This window comes from Limnobacter sp. MED105, assembly GCF_000170915.1.
Classification (GTDB): Bacteria; Pseudomonadota; Gammaproteobacteria; order Burkholderiales; family Burkholderiaceae_B; genus Limnobacter.
The window spans coordinates 240,664-261,158 of record NZ_ABCT01000002.1 but is presented as its reverse complement, the minus strand read 5'-3'; the positions used below and the strand labels follow the sequence as shown (position 1 = coordinate 261,158).

21 protein-coding genes are annotated in these 20,495 nt (G+C 54.8%); all 21 read left to right on the top strand.

Translation table 11 applies throughout. The features are described from left to right. A partial coding sequence (locus LMED105_RS04055; RefSeq protein WP_008248417.1) for an ATP-binding protein occupies nucleotides 1–1,234 on the top strand: 1,234 nt, incomplete at its 5' end. 47 nt (nucleotides 1,235–1,281) lie between these two features. Further along, nucleotides 1,282–1,587, top strand: coding sequence for a hypothetical protein (locus LMED105_RS04050; RefSeq protein ID WP_008248416.1), 306 nt, complete (start codon nucleotides 1,282–1,284; stop codon nucleotides 1,585–1,587). A 94-nt stretch (nucleotides 1,588–1,681) separates the two neighbouring features. Beyond that, nucleotides 1,682–3,007, top strand: a complete 1,326-nt coding sequence (locus tag LMED105_RS04045; RefSeq protein ID WP_198006788.1) for a TolC family protein — start codon at nucleotides 1,682–1,684, stop codon at nucleotides 3,005–3,007. Beyond that, nucleotides 3,004–4,653 carry an efflux RND transporter periplasmic adaptor subunit gene (locus LMED105_RS04040; protein WP_008248412.1) on the top strand — a complete coding sequence of 550 codons (1,650 nt, stop codon included), beginning with the start codon at nucleotides 3,004–3,006 and terminating at the stop codon, nucleotides 4,651–4,653. The genes LMED105_RS04045 and LMED105_RS04040 overlap by 4 nt, the downstream gene beginning before the upstream one ends. Further along, entirely contained in the window at nucleotides 4,650–7,784 is a 3,135-nt protein-coding gene (locus LMED105_RS04035; protein ID WP_008248411.1) for an efflux RND transporter permease subunit, read from the top strand. The genes LMED105_RS04040 and LMED105_RS04035 overlap by 4 nt, the downstream gene beginning before the upstream one ends. A 101-nt stretch (nucleotides 7,785–7,885) precedes the next feature. Beyond that, nucleotides 7,886–8,401: a hypothetical protein gene (locus LMED105_RS04030; protein ID WP_156799525.1), complete on the top strand. Its 516-nt coding sequence runs from the start codon at nucleotides 7,886–7,888 to the stop codon at nucleotides 8,399–8,401. A 166-nt stretch (nucleotides 8,402–8,567) separates the two neighbouring features. Continuing rightward, the gene (gene phnF, locus LMED105_RS04025; RefSeq protein ID WP_008248409.1) at nucleotides 8,568–9,296 is read left to right on the top strand and encodes a phosphonate metabolism transcriptional regulator PhnF; all 729 of its coding nucleotides are present in this window, start codon (nucleotides 8,568–8,570) and stop codon (nucleotides 9,294–9,296) included. A gap of 29 nt (nucleotides 9,297–9,325) precedes the next feature. Next, nucleotides 9,326–10,270, top strand: coding sequence for a phosphate/phosphite/phosphonate ABC transporter substrate-binding protein (locus LMED105_RS04020; protein ID WP_008248408.1), 945 nt, complete (start codon nucleotides 9,326–9,328; stop codon nucleotides 10,268–10,270). A gap of 11 nt (nucleotides 10,271–10,281) precedes the next feature. Beyond that, nucleotides 10,282–11,085 carry a phosphonate ABC transporter ATP-binding protein gene (phnC, locus tag LMED105_RS04015; RefSeq protein ID WP_008248407.1) on the top strand — a complete coding sequence of 268 codons (804 nt, stop codon included), beginning with the start codon at nucleotides 10,282–10,284 and terminating at the stop codon, nucleotides 11,083–11,085. 23 nt (nucleotides 11,086–11,108) lie between these two features. After that, nucleotides 11,109–12,134: a phosphonate ABC transporter, permease protein PhnE gene (phnE, locus tag LMED105_RS04010; protein WP_008248399.1), complete on the top strand. Its 1,026-nt coding sequence runs from the start codon at nucleotides 11,109–11,111 to the stop codon at nucleotides 12,132–12,134. 10 nt (nucleotides 12,135–12,144) lie between these two features. After that, the gene (gene phnG, locus LMED105_RS04005) at nucleotides 12,145–12,615 is read left to right on the top strand and encodes a phosphonate C-P lyase system protein PhnG (RefSeq protein WP_008248396.1); all 471 of its coding nucleotides are present in this window, start codon (nucleotides 12,145–12,147) and stop codon (nucleotides 12,613–12,615) included. After that, nucleotides 12,608–13,171 (top strand): phosphonate C-P lyase system protein PhnH, encoded by a 564-nt coding sequence (gene phnH, locus LMED105_RS04000; protein ID WP_008248394.1) that lies wholly within the window; start codon nucleotides 12,608–12,610, stop codon nucleotides 13,169–13,171. The genes phnG and phnH overlap by 8 nt, the downstream gene beginning before the upstream one ends. Then, a complete protein-coding gene (locus tag LMED105_RS03995) occupies nucleotides 13,171–14,301 on the top strand; it encodes a carbon-phosphorus lyase complex subunit PhnI (protein WP_008248392.1) in 1,131 nt (376 codons plus the stop codon). The genes phnH and LMED105_RS03995 overlap by 1 nt, the downstream gene beginning before the upstream one ends. Then, complete coding sequence (locus LMED105_RS03990) at nucleotides 14,288–15,226, top strand: alpha-D-ribose 1-methylphosphonate 5-phosphate C-P-lyase PhnJ (RefSeq protein ID WP_008248391.1); 939 nt, start codon at nucleotides 14,288–14,290, stop codon at nucleotides 15,224–15,226. The genes LMED105_RS03995 and LMED105_RS03990 overlap by 14 nt, the downstream gene beginning before the upstream one ends. After that, nucleotides 15,223–16,053 (top strand): ATP-binding cassette domain-containing protein, encoded by an 831-nt coding sequence (locus LMED105_RS03985; protein ID WP_008248389.1) that lies wholly within the window; start codon nucleotides 15,223–15,225, stop codon nucleotides 16,051–16,053. The genes LMED105_RS03990 and LMED105_RS03985 overlap by 4 nt, the downstream gene beginning before the upstream one ends. A gap of 15 nt (nucleotides 16,054–16,068) precedes the next feature. Continuing rightward, a complete protein-coding gene (gene phnL / locus LMED105_RS03980) occupies nucleotides 16,069–16,779 on the top strand; it encodes a phosphonate C-P lyase system protein PhnL (RefSeq protein WP_008248386.1) in 711 nt (236 codons plus the stop codon). After that, entirely contained in the window at nucleotides 16,776–17,975 is a 1,200-nt protein-coding gene (locus LMED105_RS03975) for an alpha-D-ribose 1-methylphosphonate 5-triphosphate diphosphatase (protein ID WP_008248384.1), read from the top strand. Before phnL ends, LMED105_RS03975 begins: the two co-directional genes overlap by 4 nt. Further along, entirely contained in the window at nucleotides 17,968–18,534 is a 567-nt protein-coding gene (gene phnN, locus LMED105_RS03970; RefSeq protein WP_040512270.1) for a phosphonate metabolism protein/1,5-bisphosphokinase (PRPP-forming) PhnN, read from the top strand. Before LMED105_RS03975 ends, phnN begins: the two co-directional genes overlap by 8 nt. Further along, nucleotides 18,525–19,292, top strand: coding sequence for a phosphonate metabolism protein PhnP (phnP, locus tag LMED105_RS03965; protein WP_008248381.1), 768 nt, complete (start codon nucleotides 18,525–18,527; stop codon nucleotides 19,290–19,292). The genes phnN and phnP overlap by 10 nt, the downstream gene beginning before the upstream one ends. Next, a complete protein-coding gene (locus tag LMED105_RS03960; protein WP_008248379.1) occupies nucleotides 19,289–20,137 on the top strand; it encodes an EamA family transporter in 849 nt (282 codons plus the stop codon). Before phnP ends, LMED105_RS03960 begins: the two co-directional genes overlap by 4 nt. Before the next feature lie 48 nt (nucleotides 20,138–20,185). Beyond that, nucleotides 20,186–20,494, top strand: coding sequence for a PepSY domain-containing protein (locus tag LMED105_RS03955; RefSeq protein ID WP_008248378.1), 309 nt, complete (start codon nucleotides 20,186–20,188; stop codon nucleotides 20,492–20,494). The last annotated feature ends 1 nt before the right edge of the window (nucleotide 20,495 follow it).

Sequence of the window (20,495 nt, the reverse complement as noted above, 5' to 3'; positions counted from 1 at the left end):
GCGCCACCAGGACACGCTAAGCCGAGCGGCTTCCAGTGTGGAACAGGTGCTGTCCCGCAACAGCGAACTTCTGCCCACTGAAATGTGGGGTCGGGTGGATGAACTGCTGCTCAGCCTTGGCAACGTACGTGCCAAAGTGCACGGCGAAAACGGGCAGGTGCTGTATGGTCCGCAGGTGTTGCTGAGTCAGGTAAAACACAAGGTTACTTACATGCACCCCTTGAGTGGGCTGGGTGGTAGCATGCCCATGAACGACCTTGAGCTGGCCATGGATGTGTCGGAAGACAAACGGTTTTTGAAGTTCATTGCCCTGTTGTTTACGGCGGTGACGGTGGTTTGGGGTTTCTTCATCATGTTGCTGAGCGGCACCCTGGCGCGGTTTGAATTGAAACCCCTGAACAAGTTTGGTCGGAAAATTGCAGACTTTGACCCCTCCGATGTGAACGCAAGAATCAAGAGTGACCATGAACCCGAAGAGCTTTACCCTGTGGTTGAACAGTTCAACAAGCTGATGGGCAAGGTGGGCCAGTACCAAGAGCAATTGCGGTCATTTAACTCCAATGTTGCGCATGAGCTGAATACACCGTTGTCCAGCCTCACAGTAAGCCACGAGTTGTTGCTGCGTGAAAAAAACCCGGATCCCGAACATTTGAAAGAGGCCCTGCACAGCCACCTTGAAGAACTGCAGCGCATGAACCGCATTATTCAAAGCATGCTGTTTTTGTCGCATGCCAGCCAGGGGCAGTACAACGATTTTCGCTGGGTTGAAAAGTTGAGTGAACCGGTGATGACCGTGATGGACTACATGGAGGCGATGCTGGAGGAAAAGCATTTGCATTTTGAAATGCATGGCGATGCCTCCGCACGCATTGATTCCGAATTGATCAAGCGGGCTTTGTCCAACCTTGTGTCGAATGCCATTCGCTATGCTGAAGAAAGCAGCACCATTCACATTCACATTGAACCAGCAGACGCGAGTGGTCGGGTTGGCGTGACGGTGAGCAACAAGGGCGTGTGTATTCCCGAGCGCAGCGTGCCGCATTTGTTTGAGCCTTTTTACCGGGTTGATCAATCGCGAAATGAAAGCGGCCACAACCATGGCTTGGGCTTGGCGATCGTGGCGGCCATCGCACGCTTGCACGGGGGTGAACCCTTTGCCCAGTGCGATGGGGATTGGGTGCGTATTGGGTTTTCACTAAAGCAGGGAGCCAAACCCGTGCTTGCCGAGGCATGAATGGTCTGTGCTAAACTTAAGTTACTGCAGTTTGCTTCTCTCACCCAATGATGCGTCGAATTGGTGTTCATGTTTTATTGCTGTGTGCGCTCATGTTTCAAAGCATGGCCCACGCAATGCCATGCTGCGCCGAGATGCAAAGCACGCAGCCCCACGCTCAGCACACCATTGAAGCGATGCAACTGGATGAGGGTTGCTTCGCGGGTTCTCCCTTGTGTTGCGCCGTGCCATCCTTGCCGTTTTCTGCAGCTGTTGTTGCTTCTCAAAACCCCTCACCGGTGTATGTAGCGGTCGAGCAGGTACTTCGAATTTCCTTTCAGCAAACTTCTCCTGAGCGCCCACCCCGGGCTTGATCACGCCTGAATTGTATTGAGGGTTGGGATGGCTTGTTGCCACCCCAACTGCGTGATTGTTTCTCATGGCTTGAACGCCATGCAGGAGAACCCCATGCCGGGTAAACATTTTTTAATGAAAATTGCACTGGCCGTGCTTGCGTTGTTTGTGTTGTTGAATTTTGGCGGCGTACTTGCCGCACAGCAATACACATTGGAGCAAGCCTTGGCCGCGCCAGAAACTTCCGTTTCTGCTGCGCCACTTAGCCTGAACCGGGCCATTGAACTCGCTGAACAGCGTTCCGAGGCGTTGCAAGCCCAAAAGGCCGCAGCACAGGCTGCCCAAAGCGAAGCAGTGGCCGCAGGCGAGTTGCCCGATCCCATGTTGATGCTGGAGGTGAGCAACATTCCAGCCAACGGACCCGATCAATTCAGCCTTGCTGCTGATTTCATGACCATGCGGGGGGTGGGCATTTCGCAAACCTTCACGCGACAAGACAAACGCAAAGCACAGGCCAATGTGTTTTCCAAAAATGCGGAAGTGGCGCAAGCCAGCGAGTTGCTGGCTTTAAGTCGATTGCGAACCGGCACGGCGCAGGCTTATCTGGACAGTGTGTATTTGCAGCAAATGCTTGAACTGCTGCAAAGCCAGCGCACCGAGTTGCAATTGCAAATTGACGCAGCAGACGCCTTGTTTCGGGCTGGCAAGGCCGCGCAAACCGAGGTGTTTGCAGCGCGCACGGAACTGGGTTTACTCGATTTGCGAATACAGGACACGCAGGCCATGCTGGCCAATGCCCGCGCGGATTTGCAGCGTTGGGTGGGTGGCGGTGCCAGTGGTGAATTGCTCGACAACACCAACCTGGCCCAGTCGCGCTTGGGTACAGCTGATTTGAGCGAAAGCCTGAACAGGCACCCGGAAATCATTGCGCTTCAAAAGGCAGAAGATGCAGCCTTGGCCAATGCCGAGGTGAAGCTGCAGGAAAAGTCGGCCGACTGGACCTTGTCGGTGATGTACGCAGGCCGAGGCCCCGAGTTTTCTGAAATGCTGACGCTGGGCGCTTCTCGCCCCTTGTTTGTAGATCAGTCTTCCAGGCAAGACCAGGCTGTTGCCGCAGCCAATTCCATGGCTGCCAAAGCCCGTTCAGAGCGAATTGAGTTGTACCGCGAGTATTTGGCGCAAACACAGCGCTGGCAACAAACCTGGAAAAGCAATGTGAAGCGTGTGGGGGATTTCGACCAAAGCCTGATTCCGCTGACCCAACAACGCACGCAAGCTGCGCTGGACGCCTACCGTGGCAACACCGGCACCCTGAGTGAGGTGTTGGCAGCCCGCCGCATGGAACTGGACATGCGCATGGAAAAACTGCGCATTCAAATGGACACGGCCCGCCTTTGGGCACAACTGGAATACCTGATTCCACAAGAGGACCAACAATGAAAAAGACGCATATTGCAGTTGGCGTGCTCGCATTGGCCGCGCTGGCAGGTGGGGGCTATGGCCTTTGGGCACTGGGCATGAGCCAGGGCATGGACATGATGTCGGCACCCATCGGTGCAGCCACTGAGGGTGCTGCTGACGGAGAAACCAGTGCAGCAGGTGGCCAAGACCCTTCAACCTGGAATATTCCTCAAGGAGAAGCGGCCACACGCAGGCACATGGAAAGTGGGATCAAGGCGGGCGATGTCGACCCGGAAACCGGCTTGACTGTGCAGTATTACCACGACCCCATGGTGCCAGGCCGCAAGTTTGATTCACCGGGCAAAAGCCCCTTCATGGACATGATGCTGGTGCCCGCCTACTCGGGCGCTGATTCTGCCGACACCAGCAGTGTGAAGGTGAGCCCCCGAATTCAGCAGAACCTGGGCATACGCACAGCCAAAGTTGCCATGGGCATGTTGGCGCCCGAAGTGACTGCAAGTGGTGCCGTGCAGTGGAATGAACGTGACCGGGTGGTGGTGCAGTCGCGCGCCATGGGGTATGTGGAAAAGTTGAATGTCACCGCCACGCTTGACCCTGTGAAACAGGGCCAAACCTTGTTAACGGTGTATGTGCCCGACTGGATTGCAGCGCAAGAAGAGTTTTTGTCGCTGCGAAAAATGCGAGGTGAAAACCTGCAACCTTTGGTGGACGCCGCACGCCAGCGCATGTTGCAAGTGGGCATGAGCAGCGCGCAAATTCGACAAGTGGAACAAAGTGGACAAGTGCAGCCCCGCGTGGCCATTGCCGCGCCCCGAAGCGGCGTAGTCACCGACCTGATGGTGCGCGAAGGCATGACTGTGCAGCCTGGCAGTACCCTGATGGAAATCAATGGGCTTTCCACCGTGTGGGTGCAGGCCGAAGTGCCCGAAAGCCAGGCAGCCTATGTTCAGCCCGGTGTTTCTGTGCGTGCCACAGCGCAGGCCATGCCGGGACAGGTGTTTGAGGGACAGGTGCAAACGGTGTTGCCACAGGTCAACGCCAATTCGCGCACTGTACTGGCGCGTTTGGTGTTGAACAACCCGGGCAACAAATTGCTGCCAGGCATGTTTGTGCAAACCCGCTTCATGGACACCCGCCGACCCGAAACAATGATTATTCCGTCTGAGGCCGTGATACAGACTGGTCGCCGTGCAGTGGTGATGCTGGCTGGTGAGGATGGTCGCTTCTCGCCAGTTGAAATCAAGACCGGCATTGAGTTTGACGGGCAAACCGAAGTGCTTGCAGGTTTGCAGGCGGGGCAAGAAGTGGTGCTTTCAGGTCAGTTCCTGATTGATTCCGAAGCCAGTTTACGCGGGCTGGAAGCACGATTGAATGAGCCTGAGGGTTCTGCCGCTGCGCAAGCTGAACAGGCCGCGAAGAAGCCCACCAAGTACATCACATCAGCAGTGGTTGAAGCCATACATGAGGACTCAGTTACCGTAACGCATGCGCCCATTCCAGGCTTGGGGTGGCCTGAGATGACCATGGACTTCATGCTGCCTGCGCCCGATCAACTGCAGCGTGAGCAACTGAAAGTGGGCGAAAAGATTGAAATGGAATTTCAATTGCAAAACGAAGACATTCCCTTGATGTTGGGCGTAAGTCCCGCAGGAGCACGACCATGATAGCTGCGCTGATTCGCTGGTCGATTGCCAACAGGCTGTTGGTGCTGATTGCCACCGTGATGGTGAGCGCCTGGGGCGTGGTGTCGGTGTACAAAACGCCCCTGGATGCCCTGCCCGATTTATCGGATGTACAAGTAATTGTGCGCACCAGTTACCCGGGGCAGGCGCCACAGATTGTCGAGAATCAGGTGACCTACCCGCTAACTACCACCATGCTCTCTGTGCCTGGGGCGAAGGACGTGCGTGGCTTCTCGTTTTTCGGTGACAGTTTTGTCTACATTATTTTTGAAGATGGCGTGGACTTGTATTGGGCTCGTTCCCGAGTGCTGGAGTATTTGAACCAGGCACAAAGCCAATTGCCTGCGTCGGCAAAAAGTGTGTTGGGGCCCGATGCTACGGGCGTGGGCTGGATTTACCAATACGCGCTACGGGATACCACAGGCAATCTGGATGTGTCACAACTGCGGGCACTGCAAGACTGGTTTCTACGCTATGAATTGAAAACCGTGGAAGACGTGGCTGAAGTGGCTTCTGTGGGTGGTTTTGTGAAGCAGTACCAGGTCGAGATTGATCCGCAGAAATTGGCAGGGTATGGCATCACTTTGAACCAGGTCATTGAGGCGATCAACAACGCCAATCAAGAGGCAGGTGGGTCGGTCATCGAGTTGGGTGAGGCCGAATACATGGTGCGCGCCACGGGCTATCTTGAAACCCTTGAAGACTTTCGTGCAGTGCCTTTGAAAACCAGCGCAACCGGGATTCCCGTGCAACTGGATGAAGTGGCCCGCATTCAAACCGGGCCTGAAATACGCCGGGGCATTGGCGAACTGAATGGCAATGGTGAATCGGTGGGCGGCATCGTGGTGATGCGTTCGGGGAAAAACGCATTGCAAACAATTGACGCGGTGAAGGCGAAGCTGGAAAGCCTGAAACTGGGGCTACCTCAGGGCGTGGAAATTGTTGAGGTGTATGACCGTTCAACGCTGATCAACAATGCCATCGACAACCTCAGCTTTAAATTGCTGGAAGAATTCATTGTGGTGGCGCTGGTGTGTTTTGTGTTTCTGCTGCACTTCCGCTCGGCTTTCGTGGCGATTGTTTCCTTGCCATTGGGTGTGTTGATCTCGTTCATCGTGATGCAGCAGCAAGGGGTGAACGCGAATGTGATGTCCTTGGGTGGCATCGCGATTGCGATTGGTGCCATGGTGGATGCGGCACTGGTCATGATTGAAAACGCACACAAACATCTGGAGCAATGGGCTCACGACAATCCTGGCCAAAAACTTGAGGGGGCGGCACGCTGGCAGGTGATCGGCGACGCTGCCGTTGAAGTCGGCCCTGCGCTGTTTTCTTCTTTGCTGGTGATTACGCTCAGTTTCATTCCGGTGTTCACACTGGAAGCGCAGGAAGGCCGCCTGTTTGCGCCTTTGGCCTACACAAAAACCTATGCCATGGCAGCTTCTGCCGGCTTGGCAGTCACCTTGATACCGGTGCTAATGGGGTATTTGATCCGCGGCAAAATTCCAAGTGAGACAGCCAATCCCATCAATCGAGGTTTGATCGCCGCCTATCGACCTGCACTGGACGCGGTGTTGAAGTTTCCCAAAACTACCGTGGCTGTGGCCATGGTGTTGTTGGGCATCAGTATTTATCCACTTAGCCAGTTGGGCACTGAGTTCATGCCGCCGCTAGACGAGGGCGATTTGCTTTATATGCCTACTGCACTGCCTGGTTTGTCGGTGGGCAAGGCGGCCGAGTTACTGCAACAAACTGACCGCTTGATTAAAACTTTGCCTGAAGTTGAAAGTGTTTATGGCAAGGCGGGCCGTGCAGAAACCGCCACTGACCCGGCTCCGCTTGAAATGTTTGAAACCACCATTCAGTTCAAGCCCAAAGATGAATGGCGAGACGGTATGACGGCAGACATGCTGGTTGATGAACTCGACAAAATTGTTCGGGTACCCGGCTTAACGAATATTTGGGTGCCACCCATTCGCAACCGGATTGACATGCTGGCCACGGGTATTAAAAGCCCAGTGGGCGTGAAAGTCACGGGCCCTGATCTCGCCACTATCAATGAACTGTCAGTGCAGGTTGAAAAGGCGGTCAAAAATATTGAGGGTGTGAGTAGTGCCTTTGCAGAGCGGTTGACCGGTGGGCGTTATATCGATGTCGACATCGACCGCGACAAGGCTGCGCGTTATGGCATGAATATTTCTGACGTTCAGTCGATTATTTCAAGCGCAGTGGGCGGCATGAACATTGGCGAAACTGTGGAGGGTTTGCAGCGTTTTCCAATCAATGTGCGTTACCCGCGTGAATTGCGTGATTCCTTGACCCGTCTGCGTGCTCTACCTGTGTACACCGATTCCGGGCAGCGCATTGTGCTGGCCGATGTGGCCACCATTCAAATCACAGATGGCCCACCCATGTTGCGCAGTGAAAATTCACGATTGGCGGGCTATGTGTACATCGATATTCGGGGGCGCGACCTGCGTTCTGCGGTACTCGACATGCAAAGTGCGGTGGCCGAGCAAGTTAATTTGCCTGCGGGCTATTCCATGTCGTGGTCGGGCCAGTTTGAGTATCTGGAACGCGCGACCGAGAAATTGAAACTGGTGGTGCCGTTTACTGTTCTGATCATTTTCGTGCTGTTGTACATGACCTTTAAACAGGTGGATGAAGCCCTGCTGATCATGGCCACATTGCCTTTTGCACTGATTGGTGGTGCGTGGTTGTTGTGGATGCTTGAGTTCAATTTGTCAGTGGCGGGCGCCGTGGGTTTTATTGCACTGGCTGGTGTAGCGGCAGAATTTGGCGTCATCATGTTGCTGTACCTGAACCAAAGCTGGGCCAACCGGGTGAAGCGCGGAAATATCAACGAAGAAGATTTGCTGGATGCGATTCGCGAAGGCGCTGTGCTTCGGGTACGTCCCAAAGCCATGACAGTTCTTACTATTCTTGCTGGGTTAATACCGATTATGTGGGGTACCGGTACAGGAAGTGAGGTCATGCAACGCATTGCCGCACCCATGGTAGGTGGTATGGTGAGTGCACCATTGTTGTCCATGTTTGTCATTCCAGCGGTGTTTTTGCTGATTCGGCGTGGGCAAACCCGCAAACCTGCGTGAATTGGGTGTGTGCTGTGTAAACCCAGACCGAAGTTTGACGTTGAGAAAGGTGCAGCTTGATTGCCAATATCCCAACCTCACTCACAGAAGGTCAACCAGCCATGTTCCACAAAAGCAGCAGGTCGCGCTCCCTGTCGTTCGATTCACATCGGCGGCAGGGCTCATTTCTGGGCAAAGCCAGTAAATTTCTTTTTGTAGTGTTCAGCCTCATGGTCGCCACCGCACTCACTTTGTTTGGTGTGTCTTCCTGCCAGGAAAAAGCCGCGGCTCAGCAGGTGTTGGCGTATGCATCGAAAAACAATTGCGAATTCCGGTTTGAGGGAGTCGGCCATACCTTGATTGAAAATCACTGCGGCAACAATGCCGGGGTGTATTTTATGACACCTCAGGGCTTGCACACTGCGCCATTGATCGACCCGGAAGTCAGCAGTCTGGTGAACCAGTACGGTTGCGAAGCCCCCAACCAGTGCGTGTTCAATCTGGAAATGAAGCCCCGTGTCATCAGTGGTCAATTCGATTACACCATCAACGGCAAACAGGGTTTTTACAGTTTTGAATGGCCTCGGGATGAACAACCGCGTTTGGTTGAAAGCAGCAGTACGTCCAATAAATCCTGAACTAAATTCTGATTCACAATAATTTAAAAAATCTCCGGAAGGTCCGTTTCGTGGGCCTTTCGGCGTAGTTCTACGCCCTTCCTTCGGCTTGTTACAGCCAGCGTCATAAAAACTTCACAGCCCCTTCGTACACTGCGTGCATTGTCTACATGTCTAGATCACTGCCATGACCCTGTACGCCCTTGCCCGAGATACCGGTGAAGCCCTTTACTTCCAGATTGCCCGCCAACTGGAGCAGGAAGTGCTGCGCAACTACCAACCCGGTGATGGTTTGCCTGCCGAGGGCGAGCTGGCAAAGAATTATGGTGTAAACCGCCACACCCTGCGCCGTGCCATTGATGAACTGGTTGATTCGGGTCTTCTGGAGCGCCGCCATGGCAAGGGCGTTTTTGTGCTCGACACCTACCTGGATTACCAAATTGGCCAGGGCACCCGGTTTACCGAAAACCTGGCGGCGCATGGCATGCAGGCCGAGGACATTGTTCACAAACGGCAAGTGATTCCCGCCATTCACCGAGTCGCCGAGCGTTTGAAGATTGCAGTGGCCGACCCAGTGGTGTGGATTGAATCTGTCCGCACTGGCGAAGGGCGCCCGCTGTGTGTGATTTCACATTTTTTGCCCGCTGCAAAATTTCCAAATCTTGAAAACCTGTACGAGGGCGGGTCGCTGCACGCCCTGCTGAAAAAAGAGTACGGCTGCACGCCACGCCGCACGGAAAGTTTGGTGACTTCCGTGTTGCCCCAAGGCGATGACGCGCGCTTGCTGAGCATGCCGCAAAACCGCCCAGTGCTTCGCGTGAAAAGCCTGAACCTGTGTAGCAAAACCGGTGAACCCGTGGAGTACGCCATCACGCGATTCCGTGCGGATCGAATTCAACTGCGCATTAATCCTTAATCACTCCTTATCGAACCCGGAGAACTTTCATGATTTCAAAACGCAACACCCTGAAAACACTCACCGCGCTGGCTGTTGCAGCAACCTTTGCACCTGGCTTGGCCATGGCCCAGGTTCAAAACGACGGCAGCGCCAACAAACCCCTGCGCGTGGTTTTGATTCCCGCCGATGGCGGTACCGAAGACGGCACCAAGAAAGACTTCCAACCCGTGTTCAGCGCAATTACGCAGGCCACTGGCATTAACTTTGACATCAAGGTGGGGCAAAGCTATTCCGCTGCTGTAGAGGCCATGTGCAGTGGCGCGGCCGACATTGCCTTTTATGGCCCAGCCACTTACCTGCAAGCCAAGGCACGCGGTTGCGCCGAGTTGTTGGCACTCGCTGTACGTGGCGGTGGATCGGTGTACTACAGCGGCATTTTCGCGCGCAAAGACGCCAATGTGAACAGCATCACCGACATCAAAGGAAAACGCATTGCGCTGGGTGATGTGAACAGTACTTCAAGCTTTAACGTGCCAGTGGCCATGATGATGCAAGGTGGCGTGAAGCCTTGGTTGGATGCGAAAACCGTGAACATGGCGGGCAGCCACGCCAATGTGTTGAATGCCTTGAATGAAGGTCTTTCCGATGTGGGTGGTGCTTCTTTTGATTCATTCGAAAAAGCGGTGAACGCCAAAGCCATCGACCCCAACAAATTCAAGGTGGTCGCCAAAAGCGCGCCCATTCCTTACCCACCACTGGCCATTCACCCGAAGGTGAATGCCGATGTGAAGACCAAGCTTCGCACCGCATTTGACACCGTGCATACCATGCCCGGCATTACCAAAGACCAAATCCGCGGTTACGGCGGCACGCGTGTGGATGCCTACACCTCGAAGGTGAGCGAAGAAGACATGGCCAATGCCGGCAAGTTGTTCGACCTGGTTACCGAGAACGTGAAGCAAGACCTGATGGCCAAGGCCAGCAAGCGATAAAGGAGTACACCATGATTGAGTTCAACACCATTTCCAAGCAGTGGGTCGATGGCACGCATGCACTGAGCAATATTTCCTTGCAGATTCCAAAAGGTCAGTTTTGCGTCATTCTCGGCCCTTCCGGCGCGGGCAAATCCACTTTGCTGCGTGCAGTCAACGGCTTGGTCAAGCCCACAGAGGGTTTTGTGAAAATTGATGGCGAGGTGTTGAACTCAAGTACGGAAAAAATGTTGCGCCAACGTGTGGCCATGATTCACCAGCACTTCAATTTGTCGCCCCGTTTAAGCGTGGCCTCCAATGTGTTGGCAGGTATGTTGCCCAAGGTCAGCATGGCGCGTGCGTTGTCGGGTTGGTTTGAACCTGAACAACGCGACAAGGCGTGCGCACTGGTTGAGCAAGTCGGCTTAAGGCCTGAACACCTGACCCGCCGTGCAGGCGATTTGTCGGGCGGGCAGCAGCAGCGCGTGGGCATTGCCCGCGCCTTCATGCTGGATCCCGAAGTGGTGTTGGCCGATGAGCCCGTGGCCAGTCTGGATCCGAAAATTTCTGCCGACATTCTTGGCCTGATTCGGGACGCTGCACGCGAGCGCGGTGCCACGGTGTTGTGCAGCTTGCACCAAGTGGATTTGGCACGTGAGTTTGGCGATCGAATTGTGGGCATGCGCAACGGCAAGGTGGTGTTTGATGGCACCCCGGCTGAATTCACCGATGCCAAAGTGAACGACCTGTACCACGGCGCGCGTTGGGAAGACACCCCTGCCGATGATGAAGAAATTGAACTGCAAGTCCCGGGTTTGCGCCTGGCCACTGCTTGAATACCCCATACGGAAAAACAACCATGAGTAGCAAACCCATTCCCATGCCGCCCCCGGGTACGGAGCTGCGTTGGCGGCTTGAAGCCCCCTACAGCGCCAAACACCTGCTAATTTTGATTTGTGTGTTCGCTTTGTTGTTGGTGACCGGCCACCGCACCGAGATGGACAAAATGGTCAGCATGACCAGCCAGGCTTTTGGCAATTTGATGGGATTCAACGACGATTCCCAAGTGGTGCGCGGCTTCTCCCGCGTGGGCGAAGTGATGTGGCCACCCGTTGTGGCCACGCAGGAAGAAACCAACCGCCTGCCCGATCTGGATCGCGAGAACTTACCCGGCTTTGCGTACATTGAAACGCAGGAAATTACCACGCAACGCATGAACACCGACACGCTGGAAATGGAAAGCGTGACAGAAACCCGAGAGGTGCTGGTGCGCCCATTGGGTTATGTGTGGGACGTGTTTGTGAAAATGATTCAAACACTGGAAATTGCGTTTTGGGGCACGATTATTTCAGTGGTGCTGTCCATCCCACTGGCTTATTTCGCGGCGGTGAATTACAGCCCCAACAAATTCACATACACGGCAACACGTGGCCTGATCAGTTTGTTGCGATCAATGCCCGAACTCATTGTGGCGCTTTTTTTGGTGCTGGCTTACGGGTTCGGTCCTATCGCCGGGGTACTGGCCCTGGGTTTTCATGCAGCGGGTTTTTTGGGCAAATTTTATGCCGAAGACATTGAAAATGCAGACCGTAAACCTCAGGAAGCGCTCGAGGCGATTGGTTCCGGCAAGTTGAAAACCTTGTGGTACGGCGTGATTCCGCAGGTGTTTCCACAGTACATCGCCTACACCGCCTACATTCTGGATCGCAATTTGCGCATGGCCACTGTAATTGGCTTGGTGGGTGCCGGCGGTATTGGTCAGGAACTGAAAGGCCGATTTGATCTGTTCCAGTATGGCCATGTTATGACCATTTTGATTGCAATTTTCATCTTCGTGTTTGTGCTCGATCAATTGTCGGCACGCATTCGCGCCAAGTTGATTTAAGGGAAGCGACATGACGAACAACATTCCCCGCAGCCAGTGGTTGCGCATGTGGCAGGCCAGCGAGCCTGCGCGCATCAAGGCTTTGGCCAAAGAAGTGAGTGCCGCTTGCACCATCACCGACCTTCACATTCCGAAAGCAGGTTTGGGCTTGCTACAGCTGCGCGACAGCGCCATGGGCGATGCTTATTTTCTGGGCGAAATTCCGGTGACCAAAGCGCATGTCCGCATTCACAGCCCGAACGGCAAAGTGGCAGAAGGTGCGGCCATTTGCATGGACGACCGTGTGGGCCTGACCCGCGCCATGGCAATTCTCGATGGTGTATTGGCGGCACAACTACCCGGCTGGGAACTGGTTGAACACAGCCTGCACGCAGGCGCAACCCAGGTACAGGCCGATGCGGCACTTCGCCGTGCCAATTTGAGTGCCACCAAGGTGGACTTTTCATTGTTAAGCACCCTGGACGAGGACGAGCATGTTTGAAAATCCGGATGCTTTGAAAACCTACACACCTCAATTGCAGCAGCTCAATTTCAAAGCCTTGATGAATGCCTTTGCCTATCCGGGCCGCATTCAAAACCTGCATGGCCAAGGCCCAGCGCTGGAACAGGTGCTGGCCACCTTGATTGATGGCGAAGTTGGTTTGGCCGATCCCGATGCCTTGCTGAATGGGGATGTTCGCATGCGGCTGGAGGCCAGAATGGTTGTGGCAGACCACGCAAATTTTGTGGTTTGCAACGGCGGTAAGTCGCCGGCATTTCAGCCCATGCTGGGCACGCTGGAAGAACCCGAATACGGTGCCACCCTAGTTTTGCAGGTGCACGGTTTTGACAACTCGGATGCGGCCCTCCCCATGGTGTTGAAAGGCCCCGGCATTGAGCAGGAAAACACACTGCACGTGACTGGCTTGAATGAGGCCTGGCTGCAGCGAAGGGCATTCTGGAATGCTGCATTTCCCACCGGTGTGGATTTCATTCTGGTGGGTGAAAACCAGGTGGTGGCCTTGCCACGCACCACACAAGTTCAAGGAGAATTCTGATGGGTTATGTGGCCATTAAAGGTGGCGCAAAAGCCATTGAAGGTGCAGAACTTGCTTTTGAGGCACTGCGCACCGCCGAAGGCGAACAAGGCACACCAATCAGCCTGAATGCCATTGAAAACCAGCTGCGCCTGTTGACCAGTCGCATTGTGTCTGAAGGTGGCTTGTACCACCCGCGTCTGGCTGCATTGGCCATCAAGCAAATGCAGGGCGATACGCTGGAGGCCGCATTTGCGTTGCGCGCCTACCGTTCGACGAAACCGCGCGTGCTTGAAACACCGGTTCAAAGCACGGGCAATATGCGATTGATTCGCCGAATCTCCAGCGCGTTCAAAGACATTCCAGGTGGCCAAATGTTGGGCCCCACAACCGATTATGCTTTGCGCCTGATGCGCCTTGATCTGGTGGATGAAAGTGCCGAGGTGTTTCAGAACATGGCACGCCGGTTCTTGAAAAACCATGCAGCCCATGCAAGCTTGCCCGACACGTTTCCCAAAGTGCTCGATTCATTGCGCGCCGAAGGTCTAATTCCAGGAATCAGTGCTGCTTCAAAAAACAGGCCTGAACAGGCGTTCGACATTACGCGCGAACCTTTGGTGTTTCCGGTTAATCGCTCTGCTGCGTTGGCGACCATGGCGCGTGCAGAAACAGGTTCACTGCTGGCCATGGCTTATTCCAATATGCGGGGATATGGCGACATTCACCCCACCATTGCCGAGCTGCGCGTGGGCTATCTGCCCGTGTTGCTGCCCCACCCGGTCACTGGAGAGCCCACCGAGGCGGGCGAAGTGCTGATCACCGAATGCGAAGTGGTGGCCATGTACGAAGGTGCCGAGCCGGGCGAACTGCCCACTTTTACACTGGGTTACGGCGCTTGCCTGGGTCACAACGAAACCAAGGCCATTTCCATGGCTATTCTGGACCGTGCCTTGCAAAAAGGCATGCGCGATGGCCCATCCAACCCGTCGGAAGACCCAGAGTTTGTGCTGCTTCACATCGATGGTGTGGACTCCATGGGTTTTGCCAACCACTACAAAATGCCGCACTACGTCACCTTCCAAAGTGACATGGACCGCCTGCGCGCCACACAGATGAAAGCAAGAGGAGACCTGCACGATGCGCCACTATGAACTGCCCGCAATTGACGAACAAGAGGCAGACAGCGACCTGCATGAGGGCACTGCCTACAACTTTGGTTTTCTGGATGAGTATGCCAAGCGTGAAGTACGCCGCACCATTTTGAAGGCCATTGCCATTCCCGGTTACCAGACACCTTACGCCAGTCGTGAAATGCCGATGGGGCGTGGGTTTGGTACCGGCGGCTTGCAGCTTACCTTGTCGCTGATCGGTCAAAATGACAATTTGAAAGTGATTGATCAAGGTGCAGATGATTCCGTGAATGCCGTCAACCTGCGGCATTTTGTTGAACTGACCTGTCCTGGTGTTTCGACCACCGAGCGCACTGTGGAAGCCACCATTATTCAATCGCGCCACCGCATACCCGAAGTGATGTTGCGCGAAGACCAGGTGCTGGTGTTGCAAGTACCGTACCCCGACCCACTGGTGGTGGTTGAGCCTTCTGAAGAAAAACGCAAAACCATGCACGGCGAGGGTGATTACTCGCGCCTGTTGACCAAGCTGTACGAAGACATTGTGCAGTTCAACGAGATCACGATTTCGCACCGCTACCCCACCAAAATCAATGGCCATTACGTCATCGATCCCAGCCCGATTCCGCGATACGACGTGCCGCGTTTGCACCATTGCCCCAATCTGGTTTTGCTGGCCGCTGGCCGCGAAAAGAAAATATACGCAGTACCGCCTTACACAAGCGCAGTGCCTTTGGCATTCGAAGACGTGCCGTTCCGCACGGAAAACTTTTTGGATGCGCAGGGCAATCGCCACGCCTGCATGCGCTGTGGCTGTACACACAGTTTTCTGGATGAGGTCATCAGTGAGCAAGGCGAGCGCCAGTACCAGTGTTCTGACAGCGATTACTGCAACGATCAACAGGCCTTGCTCAAGCTGAACCAAACTGAAGGGGTCAATGCATGAAGCCAATTCTCAGTGTTCAAGGCTTAAGCAAAGTTCACGGCCGTGGTTGCTCCAAGTGCATCGAGACCACAGGCCCCGAGCAAGAGACCAATATTTGCAGTTGGTGTGGCTCGGTGGTGGCGGCGTACGATGTCAGCTTCGAGCTTCACCCCGGTGAAATTCTGGGCATCATGGGCGAGTCGGGCAGTGGCAAATCCACCGTGGTAAAAACTCTGTTCTTCGATGAAGAACCCACCCGGGGTTCTGCTCAATTCTTTGAACACGACCATGCATGGAACCTGTTCGACCTGAACGCCGCACAACGCCGCTGGCTGCGCAACCACCGCTTCGGCATGGTGTATCAAAACCCACACCTGGGCTTGAATTTCAACGTGTCAGCCGGTGGCAATATCGCAGAGCGTTTGTTGATGAGCGACTTGGTGAACTACAAAGCCATTCGCGAACGCGCGCTCGATTTGCTGGCCCGTACGGAAGTACTGGCCGACCGTATCGACGATTCGCCAAAGAAGTTTTCAGGTGGCATGCAGCAGCGTGTGCAAATTGCCAAAGCCCTGGCCACACAACCGCCCCTGCTGTTTCTCGACGAAGTCACCACGGGTCTGGATCTTTCTGTTCAAGCCCGCATTCTCGACTTGATTCTTGAAATTCAGCAAGAACTGAAAACCGCCATGGTAGTGGTGACTCACGATTTGGGCGTGATCCGCCTGTTGACCAGCCGGGCCATGGTCATGAAGTACGGCCGCGTGATTGAAACCGGGCTGACCGATCAAATTCTTGAAGACCCCCAGCATGCGTATACGCAGCGCCTGGTGGCTTCTGCCTTGTAAAGGTTGGCAATACACATGAATCCGATTCTTGACATTCAAAACCTCAGCAAGCACTTCACCTTGCATGAACAGGGTACGCGAATACCCTCGTGCAGCCAGGTGAATTTAAGCGCAACGCCAGGGCAGTTGACCGCCTTGGTGGGCCCCACAGGCGCCGGCAAGTCGTCGGTGTTGAAGTGTGTTTACCGCACCTATTTGCCCAGCAGCGGCAGCATGCTTTTTACGCAAGAAGATGGAAGCACCATTGATTTAAGCGGTGCCAGCGAAAGTGAAATGCTTCAGCTTCGCGAACGTGACATTGGTTTTGTCACCCAGTTTCTGCACTGCCTGCCGCGCAAGGCTGCTGTTGACATTGTGGCAGCACCACTGGTGCGGCAGGGCGAAAGCGCGAGCAGTGCACGCAACAAGGCATGCGAATTACTCAGCACACTGAATGTGCCGGAAAGGCTGTGGAACGTACCACCGGCCACGTTTTCGGGTGGAGAAAAACAGCGCGTCAACCTGGCCCGTGGTTTGATTGCCAAGCCACGCTTGTTGTTGCTGGATGAGCCCACGGCCAGCCTGGACCCCGACACCACCGACCGTGTGGTCGATTTACTGAACAGCATCAAACAACAAGGCGTGGCCATGTTGGCAATTTTTCACCACCCGGCACTGGTTGAACGCCTGGCCGACAACGTGGTTGAACTGGCCATGGCCAAACACACACTGGAGTTACACGCATGAACAAACAACTTTTAATCAACGCCCGCGCGGTGCTGCCACACGGTGTATTCAACAACATGGCCGTGTTGATCGAAAACGGGGTGATTACTGCCCTGGATCCTGATTCAACAAGCGGCGCACAAACCATTGACCTGAAAGGCGCCATGTTGATGCCTGGTCTGGTCGATTTGCACTGCGACGCACTTGAAAAAGAAGTGGAGCCACGACCGGGTGTGCACTTTCCAGTGAATTTTGCCTGTGCACAGGCCGACAAGCGCAATGCTGCAGCGGGTGTCACCACCATTTACCATTCCCTGTCATTTGCCAATCACGAGCTGGGGGTGCGCAACAACACCTTCGCAGCCGAACTGGCTCGCGCCGTGCATGCCTGGCAAAAGTATGCCTTGGTCGATAACCGTGTGCACGCCCGTTATGAAGTCACCGACGAAACTGCGGTGCCAGTGCTCACCGATTTGCTGGTGCATGGCGATGCACATTTGATTTCTTTCATGGACCATACACCTGGTCAGGGCCAGTTCAAAAGCGTGGAGGCCTACCGCAATTACCTGGGCAAAACCTACAAAAAAAGCGATGAAGAATTCGACGCCATACTGCAACAAAAATTGAAAGCAGCGCAGGGTGCAACGGCCCGCATGGAAGCATTGGCCAGTGTGGCAAAAGCCCACGGTGTTTCCATTGCCAGCCACGACGACGACAGCCCTGAGAAGGTCAGCATTGTTCACAGCCTGGGTGCGGTTATTTCCGAATTTCCAATCAATCTGGAAACTGCGCAGGCAGCCAAAGCCAAAGGCTTGGCCACCCTGTTTGGTGCGCCCAATATTCTGCGCGGCAAATCGCAATCGGGTTCCATGCGCGCACTCGATGCAGTCATCAACAAGGTGGCCGATTGTTTGTGTGGCGATTACTCACCTGCAGCCTTGCTGCCAGCGGCTTTGGCCTTGCCTGCACTGGCGGGTATTTCAATCAGCGAAGCCGTGGCATTGGTCACATTGAACCCCGCACGCGCGGCAGGCCTGAATGACCGTGGGCAAATTGCTGTGGGCAAGCGGGCCGATTTGATTGCAGTGGCCCACCCCGACAACTTGCCGCAAGTGGAACGCGTGTGGGTGGCCGGCAAACCCGTATTCAGCGCACAGTTCGCCAACCTGCACCCCGTAGTCAACCCAGTACCCAGTGCGGAGCATTCGCTTGTCTAACCGCCTGCTTTATGTGGTGGGGCCCAGCGGCAGCGGGAAAGATTCCATCATGGCCCATGCCCGTGCGCAGCTTGCCGGGCAGCCCATGGTGCAGTTTGCGCACCGCTACATCACGCGGCCAGCCAATTCAGGGGGTGAAAATCACATTGCCCTGTCGCAGGCTGAATTCAATGCCCGCATTCAGGCGGGCTTGTTTGCCATGTATTGGCACAGCCATGGCAACAGCTACGGCATTGGCGCTGAAATCAATCAATGGCTGAGCAAGGGCATCACCGTGGTGGTGAATGGTTCACGTGAATACCTGCCCCAGGCCATGCAGAACTACCCCGAACTGTTGCCGGTCACCATCGAGGTGGCGCATGATGTTTTGAAAGCGCGTTTGATGCAACGCGCTCGCGAATCTGAAGCCGAGATTGATGCGCGAATCAGCCGCAACATGATTCTGCAGCTTAGCCACCCGGCGGGCATCACTGTGTCCAACAATGGATCACTTGAAGACGCGGGCGCAGCATTGGTCAATTTGATCGAACAACACAGCAAGGTGACCTTGTGCGAATAACTTATCTGGGAACCGGCGCAGCCGGTGGTGTGCCGCGTTACGGTTGCAACTGCGCGGCCTGCGAGCGAGCCCAAAACAACCGTGTGTTTGTGCGCAGGCCCTGTTCTGCCCTGATCGAAGATGAAGACACACGCGTGGTACTCGATGCCGGTTTAATGAATCTGCACGATCGTTTTCCTCTGGGCAGCTACAGCGCCATCGTACTCACCCACTTTCATCCCGATCATGTGCAGGGTTTGTTTCACTTGCGTTGGGGTGTGTCAGGTCAGGTGCCTGTGTACTGTCCACCCGACTCTGAAGGATGTGCCGATCTGTTCAAGCATCCGGGTATTCTCGAGTTCAAACCTCAAACCAAGTTCGAGCCTTTTCAAATCGGGTCTTTGACTTTCACACCTTTGCCCTTGATTCATTCCAAAGTCACTTTCGGTTACTTGATTGAAAATCGCCAGGGTGTTCGCTTTGCATACCTTACCGATACAGTGGGCCTGCCACCCAAAACACTGGAATTGCTTCAACAGAGCAATCCGCAAGGTTTGGCGATTGATGCCACCGACCCGCCCAGCAACAACGTCGGTGCGCCTGGTGGCAATCACAACGACTGGAATCAGGCGCTGGCCTTGATTGAACAAATCAAACCAGTGCGTGCATGGCTAACCCACCTGAATCACCGCAGCGACACCTGGCAAATGTTGAATAACCCGGTGTTGCCGCAAGGGGTGCAGGTGGCCTGCGACAATGCCATCATCGAACTTCAATGACCCAGGCCGCCCTGTTCATTGGCCTTTCGGTGTGCATGCATGTGGTGTGGAACCTCATGGCCCGCCAGCAGCCCAAAGCGCGTTATGTGCTGTGGTGGGTGTTAATCGGTCACTTGGTGCTTCTTGCTCCATGGGGGCTTTACACGTTGTTTCAACACACCCGTTTCACGCCTGAATTTCTTGCCCTCGCCGCCATCTCAGCCACAGCCAACGCCTTGTACTTTCTGGGTTTGAAAAAGGCCTATGACCATGCGCCTGTCGCTTTGGTGTATCCCTTGGTGCGCAGCTCGCCCTTGCTGATTGCCTTGTGGGGCTTGTGGCTGTTTGATCAGCAACTCAGCATGGCCGCCTGGGTGGGCATCGCCATCAGTGTGTTGGGTTTGGCCTTGCTCGCCGACACCGGGCGCGGCAGTGCCAACAAATCTGCATTGCTTTGGGCCTTTCTCGCCATGCTCTGCACCAGCGTGTATTCGCTCAGCGACAAGTTCGCCACGGCACACATCGACAGCTTTGCGGGCCTTTTGGGCTTTGTGTCGTTTGGCTACTTTGCTGCATGGTTGGTGCTTACCCTTGAACTGAAACACAGCACAGGTCGCTGGATTCCTTCCGAGCGTCCTCCACTGTGGATGATTGCAGTGGGTGGCCTGTGTGTGGGTCTGGCTTATGTGCTGGTCATCGCGGCCATGCGCAGCATGCCTGCTGCTGTGGTGGTGGCCTTCACCAATGCAGGCATCGTGCTGGCCACTTTGGCGTCCATCTTCCTCTTCAAGGAAAACGCACACTGGAAAATGCGTTTGGCCGCCGCAGCAACTATTGTCGGTGGTTTGGTGGTGTTGCGCTTCTAGGCATTTTTTAAGCTTCAATTCAGGTGAATCGGGTACATTACTTTCATCATGAAAGCCCGTGCCCTCACTTTTCTGCTTGTTCTGCTCTGCTTTGCCTCGGCGCTATCGCCCTTTGCGCATGCAGACGACGACAAACGTATTCGCCAACTGCAGCGCAGTGGCGAAATTCTCTCGCTTGAGCAAATTTTTGATCGGGCACGCAAGGTCAAGCCAGGGCGCATCGTCGATGTCGATCTCGACAAAGACAACGGGCGTTACCTCTATGAAATAGAATTGCTCGAAAGCAGTGGCAAGGTGTGGGAAATGGAGTTCGATGCCCGCACGGGTGAACTTCTGCAACTGGAACAGGACGATTAAG